Here is a 9,529-nt window from a genome sequence, read left to right as displayed (position 1 = left end):
ACAGGTGCCCGAAGGTCTTCCTCTCAGCAATCGCCATCGCAGCTCTCGTCATCTATTGGCTATGAGTCCTGACCCTAGAACCGCGCCTCTAATTGTCGAAGCTAATGCTCAGTTTATCTGAGGTAGCGATACTCTGGCAGGTTAATATATCTCCTCGGGTGACATCGCTGTCTTCAAGGGCCATTCGAGCATGCATATGGACCTGACCTTTTGTTAGACGCGCTTTGCAGGCGCCGCATACTCCGGACTGGCAACTGAAAGGTGGTGTTAAGCCCGCCGACAATATTGCATTCAGTAGCGTTTGATCTACGGCAACAGGAACCTCGTGTGTCGCCCCGCCCAGTTCAACTTGTGCATTGGCGGCGATACCCGTCACACTGGAGGCTGTGACTGTAGCCCCGCCGAAGCTTTCCATATGAATTCGGCTCGCAGGTACGTCCAGTGCCATCAGCGCGTTGCTCACGTCCGCATTCATAGCTCCGGGTCCGCAAATCCAGTAGTGGACATCTTGCGCCACAGGTGGGGTTTCCTTCACGGCGGCTTTTATGGCATCTGCATCCACGCGACCTTTTCGCCACGAGCTGGACCAACTCCACAGCGAGGGTGCAGACAGGACATGGCGCAATGTGAACCGGACGACATGATCAGTTTTCAATATGTCTAATTCTTCGCCAAAGATGATGCTTTCGCCATCGGCGTTGCCATAAATCAGATGAGCCACTGAATGAGGTTCTTTTTCGAGGACAGAGTTGATCATTGCAAAAAGCGGCGTGATGCCACTGCCTGCGCCAAAGAAATAGTGGGTGCGGCGCTTCAACGGGTCCGGCGTCAGGGAAAATTGACCGAATGGCGGCATGACATCGACCGTATCGCCGGGCTTTAGATGGTCTCTGATATGATTGGACACCAGCCCACCGGCCACCCGTTTTACCGTGATGCGCAAAAGGGCACCCGGCGGGTTGGAAATGGTGTAGCTGCGGCGTTGCTCTTTCTCGTTGAGGTGGAATCGAAGAGTGACATGCTGACCGGCTTGCCAGCAAAAGGTTTCTGCCAGACTGGTCGGTAGATCAAAGGTCACGCTTGTGGCTTTGCCGTTGATCTCAGGCCGGATTTCAGAAATTTTCAGGGAAAAGAAATCTGGGTTCATGGTTTCCTCAACGATAATCAAACGTGGTGTCGAGAGCTCGGATTGCCAGCCGACCAGCTTGGGAGACGATGAAAAACCTATCCGTCTGGTTCATCGTTCCAGTTGTGTCGTCCCAGATGTAATCAATACTGGTCTTGGCGATGACACGCGTGCCGCCCTCGGTGGATTCCGAGGAAAACGTGGGCGCACCGCGCCTTGTTTCCCTGTATCCCTGCATCGCGTCGGCCAATGTGGTATCCTGATGCCAATCAGGAAGTGTTTCCCAATCGGCCACCGGATAGGAAAACGTCTCATCTGGCTGTCCAAGCCCGAATTTGATTGTGACAGTATGTACTGCCTTCGGGTGCCAGTCTTTCCACGTTGCGGCGATCGCTGCCTCATCTGTTGCATTGAGATAGCGCGCCGCCAGGTCCTTGGGTTCGTCTGACGGGTTGGCCAAGACCAGTCCGGTTGCCAGGATCGTACCGATCAAGGTTGCAATAATGCGTTTCATTTACTTTCCAAATTTGGCGGAGTGGATGGAAGTGTACGACCGGGCAATTGAAGGAGTGATCCGATATTGACCCAAGGCATCTGGCTAAGTTTCGGCTTCTTGTGTCGCAAGGAAGTCCAGGATTGCTTGTTGGTGTCTGACAACCGGGCTTTCTCCGTTGGCGGCAGGACCGACTTCAAAAAACGGGCTGGTCAAAGACTTTTGCTGTTGCTCACAGGCGTAAATATCTTCGGCTGTGAAATCACCTGACGCCATAGGATCATCTTCGCCGATTGCGTCGCTGTCAGGATATTTTGGGCCGCCGAAATCCTTCCAGAAACTCCAACTGCTCCATTCCTGTTTCTGAAATTCCCACCCTGAGGCATTCGCCAGTTTGGTGCGGTTTTCCACGCGCGTCAGATCAGGACCCAAGGGCGTGATAATGAAAATGTTCCAGCTATCCTCGCCCGCGCCAAGCCCGATACCGGGAAATAGCATTGGCACCCAGGCCCCAATATGGGGTTCTGGTATTGCCCGTGGTGTAGGCAGGTTTTTCTCCAAATCCTTGGCATAATCAGGCGCTGGCGGTTCCCAGAAGTGATAGTGCGGACCTTTCCAGCCGTATTCCGCCCGCGCATGATCATACATGTGCAGCGTATTCGAATGAAGATGGCTCAGGTGATAGACGTCGATATAGTTTTCAACCACGATCTTCCAGTTGGCCTTGATTTCATAGCTTTGCCGCGCATCGGGATATTCCACCAGGTCTTCCGGTTTGTGTGGACCCAACAGCGGATCAACAGCGCCGAACCACTCAGCAAGGCTTGGTGGATTTGGATCGGGATGAACAAACAGCATGCCGCGCCAGATATCCACACTGGCGGGTTTGAGGCTGAGGCAGGATTTGTCGACACCATTGGGATATTCCTTTGCCTCATCCGGAACAGAAATCAGGTTGCCCTCGAGATCATAGGTCCAGTCATGGTAGGGGCACGTCAGCGCCTTTTGCGTTTTCCCGACGGCCCGGATCAACTGGGTGCCACGGTGACGGCAGATGTTGTGAAACGCCCGCAGACGGTGATCACGCCCCATCACGATAAAGATGTTATTCAGCCCCGCCTGTACCGACACAAAATGACCGGGCTCTGGCACATCCTCAGCCAAACCTGCATAGCGCCAAGTGCGTGAGAAAATCAGCCGCTGTTCGCGATCAAACCAGTCTTGCGACGTATAGGCGTCAACGGGAAGGCGGTGGTACATTTGGGTCATGGCAACCTCTTAAACAAGCCAGATGGCGTAGGTCGGAAATAGGCTGGCCGCGATCATCATCAGGCCGAACACAGCCCAAAGGATCGCAACTGCCCAGAAAAGGATCGGATCGTGTTCGCGCGAGATATCAAAGACAAGTGCGGTCTGACCCGTCATAATCGATGGCACCAACCACCACAGAAACAGCAGGCCCCAAACCCAGTAGAGCCCCAGCACAGCCGCAACCAAAAGAACTGGTAATGCCATATGATTGACAAGGCGTCGGGTGCTCATACGTTCGGCTCCAAACTGGCGGCAAGGATCGTTGCAGCCTGTTTCAGCTCTTCGCGCCAGACCTCGGGCGGATTTAGCGGGGTCAGCGAATCCAGGTTCACATATGTTGCGGAAATCCCCTGCGAAACGGCACGGATCTGGGCAGGAGGGGCGTTCGGAAAGGCGCGTTTCAACACGACTTCAATCACCTCAAAGAACTGCTCCAAGCTGTCGACAAGGGGTTGTCGCATTGACGGATGATTGGCGACGGATGTGACAAGCGACTGGTAGGCCAGCATTACGCGCGGATCATTAGGGACAGATTTATCAAACAGCAGATCGATCAGATCAGCTGTTGTGCCCGTCGGTTCCAACGCGTCCCGAAGGGCGGTTGTCGCCTGCGCAAACCTGTCTACGACATGGCTTATAAGGGCCCCGGTCATCTCGTCCTTGTTGCCCAAATAATGACGCAGGATGGGTCGTTTGACACCTGCCTCAGTCGCGACGCGCTCTTGGGTAGCTCCCTCCAATCCGAAACGGGACACACAGGTGAGATATGCATCAAGAATCTGTTCTGATCGCTGGTCTTTAAGACTGGGACGGGGCATCGCTTCTCTCGTTTATTGTCACATCTGACAAATAACTATTCAAAGTATATTGTCAATAATGACAATTAATAAATCTCTGCAAGAGCCGGTGCGCCCACAACCCCGAGAGGTTACTTCAATGCACTAAGGTTTCAGTGTTTGTTGTCGCTTCCGGTAGCTTTCGCCGCATTGAATCGGTGTCGACTTCAAGTTTGCCAAATAGTTTTTCGGCCCAATGGACGGCCCCGGATGTCAAAAGAAAAACCTCTGGCACCACAATCCACTCACCAATCCACACACCGCCGGAACGCTCATGCTGGTGCAAAGTCAATTCGCCAATCTGCTCGGCGCGTTGACGTCCCAGTCTTCCGACAGCCTCGCCAAATTCTGACGCCCGTTGGTTCTGCTTATGCGCCATTGCAGATGAGGCACCCCGACCTGTTTCATGAGTTTCCGCGATTTCGGCAATGTCGGTTGAGGACAACAAATTCACGTTATGTGAGATTTTGCAAATGGTTGCACACAGTGCACCAAGCGCTGTCACGATGTCCGCTATTCCATCCCTCGCATTTTGCCAGTGCGGGTCGATGACGCCCAGTCCCAACGCATGTGCAACAGCACGTTTGATCTGTGACCCATCATCATTGTCATAGGCTCTCAGATCCCCTACTGGTCCTCCGATTTGAACATTCACCCCTCGCAACGCAGCGTCATCGATTGCGTTCTGTCGACGCACCAGCTCAGATTTCCAGACCTGCAGTTTGGTGGCGAAGCACATCGGAACGGCGTGCTGGCCGTTGGTGCGCCCCATCATCATCGTGCCCCCATGATGAACGATCTGCTGATCCAGCAATGTAAGGAGCCGCTGCAAGTCCAGACCGACCTCTGCGAGTCCGATCTTCATTTGCATTGCAAGAGCCGTGTCCATGATGTCTTGCGTCGTTGCACGGAAGTGAAAGTAATTCGCATGATCGCCAAGCGCTTTACGCATCTGTTGAATAAGCCCAACAATAGGTCGACCCACAATCAACATGTCCGCCTGCATTTGGTCCTTGTCGAGCATCTGCGGCGACAAAGCCTCAATCGCACGGGCTGCATCGCTGGGAATAAGCCCTGCCTCGGCCTGACATCGAGCCAGAGTTTGCTCAACCTTCAACCAGGCTGAGATCGTGCTGTGTTCTGACCAAATGACGCGCATGTCGCGGGTCGAGATACAGTCGCGATAAAGATCGAACTCAAGCATCACCCAGCCCTCCCGCCGCAAGCTTTCGGTCTCTTAGGACACCCCGGACACGGAACGCTATCGCGCCAGCACCGATGATTATGAAAGCCAGCGCAATTGGGCGTTCGACAAAAATCAGAGCGCCCCCATCCGACATCAGCAGCGATTGGCGAAAGGTCTCTTCGGCGCCCTTTGCCAACACAAATGAGATGACTAATGCGGCGATATTAAAGTCGTGCTTTCGCATCAGCCAACCTACAAACCCTGCCACGGTCATCACTGTCACATCGAACATTGACCCACGTGCAGAATAGGCGGCGACAAAGGCGGTCATGAAGATCATCGGATAGAGGACATTAGTCGGAATTTTCAGGATCAAGCGCGCCACTTGCGTGGCTCCAAAATAACCGATCACGCCATACGCAATGATACCCAGCATTCCGCAAGCGAACAGTTTATAGACCAATTCCTTGTCAGTCAGGAAAAGTGTTGGTCCAACCTGAATGCCATGGATCAGGAAGACACCCAGAAGGATGGCGCCAATGGTCGATCCCGGAATGCCCAACGTCAACAGGGGAGCCATAGATGGGCCGGAAACCGCATTGTTTGCTGCTTCGGGTGCTGCGACACCTTCCAATGCGCCCTTGCCCCATTGCTCGGGGTTCTTCGCCCGGCGCTTCCCTTCACCGTAGGATATGAAAGCGGCAATCGCTGAGCCCAGCCCCGGCAGGACGCCGATACCTGCCCCGATAAAGCCACCACGCAAGGCGTGCGGCAGGCAGGGTTTGTATTCCTCCCAGGTCAGATCATTGCCGTCTTGCGTGCTGTCGTTCTCTTTAGTCTCACCATGGGTTTTCCGACGTTCTTCCAATTGGGCAAATACTTCGCCTAGAACAAAGACACCGATCATCAGGGGAACCAGTCCAATGCCATTGGACAAGTCGAAGGAGCCAAAGGTGTAGCGTTCCTCGCTCGAAATCGGATCAAGCCCAACCATGGCGACCAGAATTCCCATCAGGGCCGACGCCAGTCCTTTGACTACGGATTTGCCGATTACCGATCCAATCACAACAAAAGCGGCAAAATAGATTGCAAAGGTTTCCGGCGGTCCCAGTTTCAATGCGATGGACGCGATGAACCCTACACCGATGACCAACATGATATCCCCCATCAGATCGCCAATGACTGAAGAGATGGTGGCGACCTTCATCGCCTTTCCTGCCTTTCCCGCGCGCGCCAGCGGATAGCCGTCGATCTGGGTGGCAGCACTGGCAGCTGTGCCCGGCGTATTGAACAGAATGGCCGCGATTGATCCACCATAGCGTCCGGATTTGCCAATCACGTAAAGAAACGCCAAGGCGAAAAGGGGCGACATATAGAAAGTGATCGGCAACAGCATTGCGATGGCGGCTGATGCGGTCAGTCCGGGGGTCGCACCCACGATCATGCCAACAAACGCCGCCAATACGATGGCGAAAAGCAGCATCGGATCTGTAATCACCGAAAGAAGAGCGGGAAAGATTTCCATATTTTGTTACCCCTGAATCCAGTTCAGCAGATCAAAGACCTCGCCATAGGGTGGGAATACGCCGAGCAGCACAAAGAAAATGATGTGAAAGACCAGCGGGCACAGAATGACTGATAGCGCCAATCCGGTCCGACTACGGACGTCAAAAATGTAGAGAACCAGCGGAGCAACAATCGCAGTCGGAACAAGGTATCCGAACCATCGGAAAGATTGCTGATAGATCAGCGCAATGATGAAAAGGCCGATGATCTCAAGCGTGGCCCCATTGTCGGGTTCGCCTTGTGCTTCACCTGCGTTCTGACGTGTGGCCCCGATGATCAGGAATCCGGACAGAGCAAGCAGCGCAACAGCTGCAGCAAAAGGCACAATGCCAGCCCATGTATCACCGGGCGAGGCCGCTGGCACTTGCCAGGCACTCCAGATGGCAACACATGAAATGGCTGCCAGAACAAGCCCTTCGGCATAAGCACGCATAATTCCCTCCGTCACACATTGGTCGTTGAGAGAGATCGGCTGGCGATATCGCCACCTGATCCTGTCAGTCTCAGTTCGTCAGGCTATCCACCAAAGGCGCGGCGTCTTCTTTCATCGCCGAAAGTGTTGCCTTGGCATCTGCGCCGTTTTGATAGACCGGGCCGGTTCCGCGTGAGGCCAGAAGTTCGGCAAACTCAGGTTTCGCTGCGATCTGTTCCAGTGCGTCTTCCATGGCCGCAACCACCTCGGGCGGCGTGTCTTTTGGTGCGAATACAATCACCGGGGACGATACGGCAGCGAAGGGTATCCCTAGTTCACCAAATGATGGCACATCCGACATAATCCCGTCGCGGTCCTGACTGTTGACCGCCAGCGCGCGCAGCTGATCCTCAAAACCGGCCAATTGCTGCACGCCAAGGAAACCGAAATCAGCTTGTTCGCCAATTAGTGCTGCACGGGTCGGACCACCACCTTTGAATGGTACATCCTGTGCCTCAATGCCGTTGTTGGCCAGAAAGCCCAGGCCGCCAACATGGTGAAACCCGCCGCGTCCCGAATGCGCCCAACGAAGCGATCCTGGATCAGCCTTTGCCGCGTCGATCACGTCTTGCACGCTTTGGAATGGGCTGTCCTTTGGCACCATCAGCGATGTCTGCAACTGACCGACCTGAGCGACAAAATTGAAACTTTCCAATGCGTCAATGTCGGTGTCCCGCGCCATGGTCGACAAAAGGAACGACCCACCCGACGTCATCATCATCGTGTATCCATCCGGACGCGCACCGACGACCGAGTTGGCGCCGTTCAGACCGCCCGAACCGGGCTTGTTCACGACTACAACTGGTACCTCCAATATGCCCTCGGCTGCCGCCGAGATGGCACGTGCATAAGCATCTGTACCACCACCGGCCTTGTACGGCACGATGAGGTTGATGGGGCGCTTGGGCCAGTCGGCAGCAAAGCTGGCTGTGGCTGTTGTCGCTACGGCAACGGCGGCAATGGCCGCGTTAAGTAGTGTTCTGCGTTTCATCGGGTCCTCCCATAAGCTCGACCCTAAACTATCTAAGTTTGGGTGTTGATAAAAATGCAAAGATAACATCTACTCTTGCAAAAAACGAAAGACTGGGTGAATGAACATCAAAGCTTTGCGCGCATTCAGTATCACGTTGTCCGAAGGCTCTCTGATTGCCGCCTCGGAAATATTGCACCTGAGCCAACCCGCTGTCAGCCGATTGATATCGGGATTGGAAGCAGAACTAAGGCTTACATTATTTGATCGAAGCGGCCGCAACCTTACACCTACTCCAGAAGGGTTCGCATTCTACCGCGAGGCAGGTCGAATTCTGGAAAATCTGGATGAAGTGCCCAGGATCGCGGCGGAAATTCGTGCTGGGCGAACGGAATCACTGCGCATTGTCACTATGCCCCGAATTGCGCAAACCCTATCGGCCCGCGCAGTGGCAAGGTTTTTCAAAGAACACCCTGACATCAACATCAGCCTGGATGTCCGAGCACGGCGCGAAGCCGGAAAGTGGTTAGCAGGGCGCGAATACGACATCGGTATTGGAGCATTGCCCGTTGAACATCCGGGAATTCGCACACAACCGTTATTGAGAGTTCGGGCACAGGCGATCCTGCCTGCAGATCACAAACTTGCCAAACGACAGGAACTCTCAGCGACTGAGCTTGTGAATGAACCTATCATCCGTTTGATGCAGGGGTTGCTACTGCGAGATCAACTGGATGACATCTTTCATTCTGCTGGCGTTTCTCCTGGCCAGTCTTGCGAAGTTGCGTCTTCCCAACTGGCGTGTTCACTTGTTGCAGAAGGGGCAGGTATAACTATCGCAGATGAATTGGTCTCAGCTCAGATTGGTCTCGAAAACTTGATTCTGGTGCCGGTTGTTCCCGAAAAATGGATGACATTCGGGCTGTTGTACCCCGTCTCGCAGGACAGAACTGAAGCTCTTTGCCGCTTTGAAACAGTTTTGCGCGACTTGGTTCGGGAACTGGCGGGTCAAAGCCCAACGTTGGAAGTGGCCATGGATTAGGACCATTCGATGATCAGATGCTCGGGGTTCAATCGCCATTGAATGCGTCAGGCTCTACGCTGACGCAGTTGCAGAAATGATCCACATCGCTGTGTCGAGAAGAGCGACCAAGGTTTGTTCGTTTGATTGACAATGGGAGCTTAGTGAACTTATCCCCCAATTTGTGGCGCGCGCAGCATTGGTAGGTGTGGGCTCTTTCAAGACCTTGGGTGCAGTGCAGCATTTCGGTTCAAGAACCACTCGCCATCAATTTGAACGGCCCATAGCCGACATCCATCAGCCCTTTGAAATACTGCGTTAGCAGCCCGCATTTCAGACATTCGCTGCGATTGCGAAAGTTAGTCTAGGTGAATTCTCACTCCGCGGTCGACAGTGGAATCGCTACCTCAGACTTGTCTCATTCATTGCTAGATTTCTATGGCTACAACAAACTCCAGCCAGCTATCGATGCCGGGGGTCAAGATCTGGGGCCAGGCACGAAAACAAATCTGAGGGCACATGCGAATTTGATTCTCTAAACCTTTTTA

The 9,529-nt window shown here is 53.8% G+C and carries 10 protein-coding genes; 1 reads left to right on the top strand and 9 read right to left on the bottom strand.

What is annotated here, in order from left to right:
• Positions 1-88: 88 nt before the first annotated feature.
• The 9 genes from AC2FIM_RS18675 to AC2FIM_RS18635 all read right to left on the bottom strand — a co-directional run bounded on the left by AC2FIM_RS18675 (position 89) and on the right by AC2FIM_RS18635 (position 7,981).
• Positions 89-1,147, bottom strand: coding sequence for a ferredoxin--NADP reductase (locus AC2FIM_RS18675; protein ID WP_271952829.1), 1,059 nt, complete (start codon positions 1,145-1,147; stop codon positions 89-91).
• A gap of 7 nt (positions 1,148-1,154) precedes the next feature.
• Positions 1,155-1,640, bottom strand: coding sequence for a hypothetical protein (locus tag AC2FIM_RS18670; protein ID WP_271952831.1), 486 nt, complete (start codon positions 1,638-1,640; stop codon positions 1,155-1,157).
• Positions 1,641-1,724: 84 nt separating this feature from the next.
• Entirely contained in the window at positions 1,725-2,888 is a 1,164-nt protein-coding gene (locus AC2FIM_RS18665; protein WP_271952833.1) for an aromatic ring-hydroxylating oxygenase subunit alpha, read from the bottom strand.
• Between the two features lie 9 nt (positions 2,889-2,897).
• Complete coding sequence (locus tag AC2FIM_RS18660; RefSeq protein ID WP_142639675.1) at positions 2,898-3,161, bottom strand: hypothetical protein; 264 nt, start codon at positions 3,159-3,161, stop codon at positions 2,898-2,900.
• Positions 3,158-3,670, bottom strand: coding sequence for a TetR/AcrR family transcriptional regulator (locus tag AC2FIM_RS18655; protein ID WP_496679048.1), 513 nt, complete (start codon positions 3,668-3,670; stop codon positions 3,158-3,160). Before AC2FIM_RS18655 ends, AC2FIM_RS18660 begins: the two co-directional genes overlap by 4 nt.
• Before the next feature lie 193 nt (positions 3,671-3,863).
• Positions 3,864-4,970 carry a lyase family protein gene (locus AC2FIM_RS18650; protein ID WP_496679046.1) on the bottom strand — a complete coding sequence of 369 codons (1,107 nt, stop codon included), beginning with the start codon at positions 4,968-4,970 and terminating at the stop codon, positions 3,864-3,866.
• Entirely contained in the window at positions 4,963-6,477 is a 1,515-nt protein-coding gene (locus tag AC2FIM_RS18645; RefSeq protein ID WP_496679044.1) for a tripartite tricarboxylate transporter permease, read from the bottom strand. The genes AC2FIM_RS18650 and AC2FIM_RS18645 overlap by 8 nt, the downstream gene beginning before the upstream one ends.
• Before the next feature lie 6 nt (positions 6,478-6,483).
• The gene (locus AC2FIM_RS18640; RefSeq protein WP_282022308.1) at positions 6,484-6,951 is read right to left on the bottom strand and encodes a tripartite tricarboxylate transporter TctB family protein; all 468 of its coding nucleotides are present in this window, start codon (positions 6,949-6,951) and stop codon (positions 6,484-6,486) included.
• A 70-nt stretch (positions 6,952-7,021) separates the two neighbouring features.
• Positions 7,022-7,981: a tripartite tricarboxylate transporter substrate binding protein gene (locus AC2FIM_RS18635; protein WP_496708314.1), complete on the bottom strand. Its 960-nt coding sequence runs from the start codon at positions 7,979-7,981 to the stop codon at positions 7,022-7,024.
• Between the two features lie 100 nt (positions 7,982-8,081).
• On the opposite strand from AC2FIM_RS18635, the gene AC2FIM_RS18630 reads away from it, so the two are divergent.
• Entirely contained in the window at positions 8,082-9,002 is a 921-nt protein-coding gene (locus tag AC2FIM_RS18630) for a LysR family transcriptional regulator (protein WP_496679038.1), read from the top strand.
• The last annotated feature ends 527 nt before the right edge of the window (positions 9,003-9,529 follow it).

It is taken from the genome of Ruegeria sp. CDSC052 (assembly GCF_059610685.1).
Note: the sequence above shows the minus strand (reverse complement) of the source record. Positions and strands in the feature narration are given on the sequence as shown.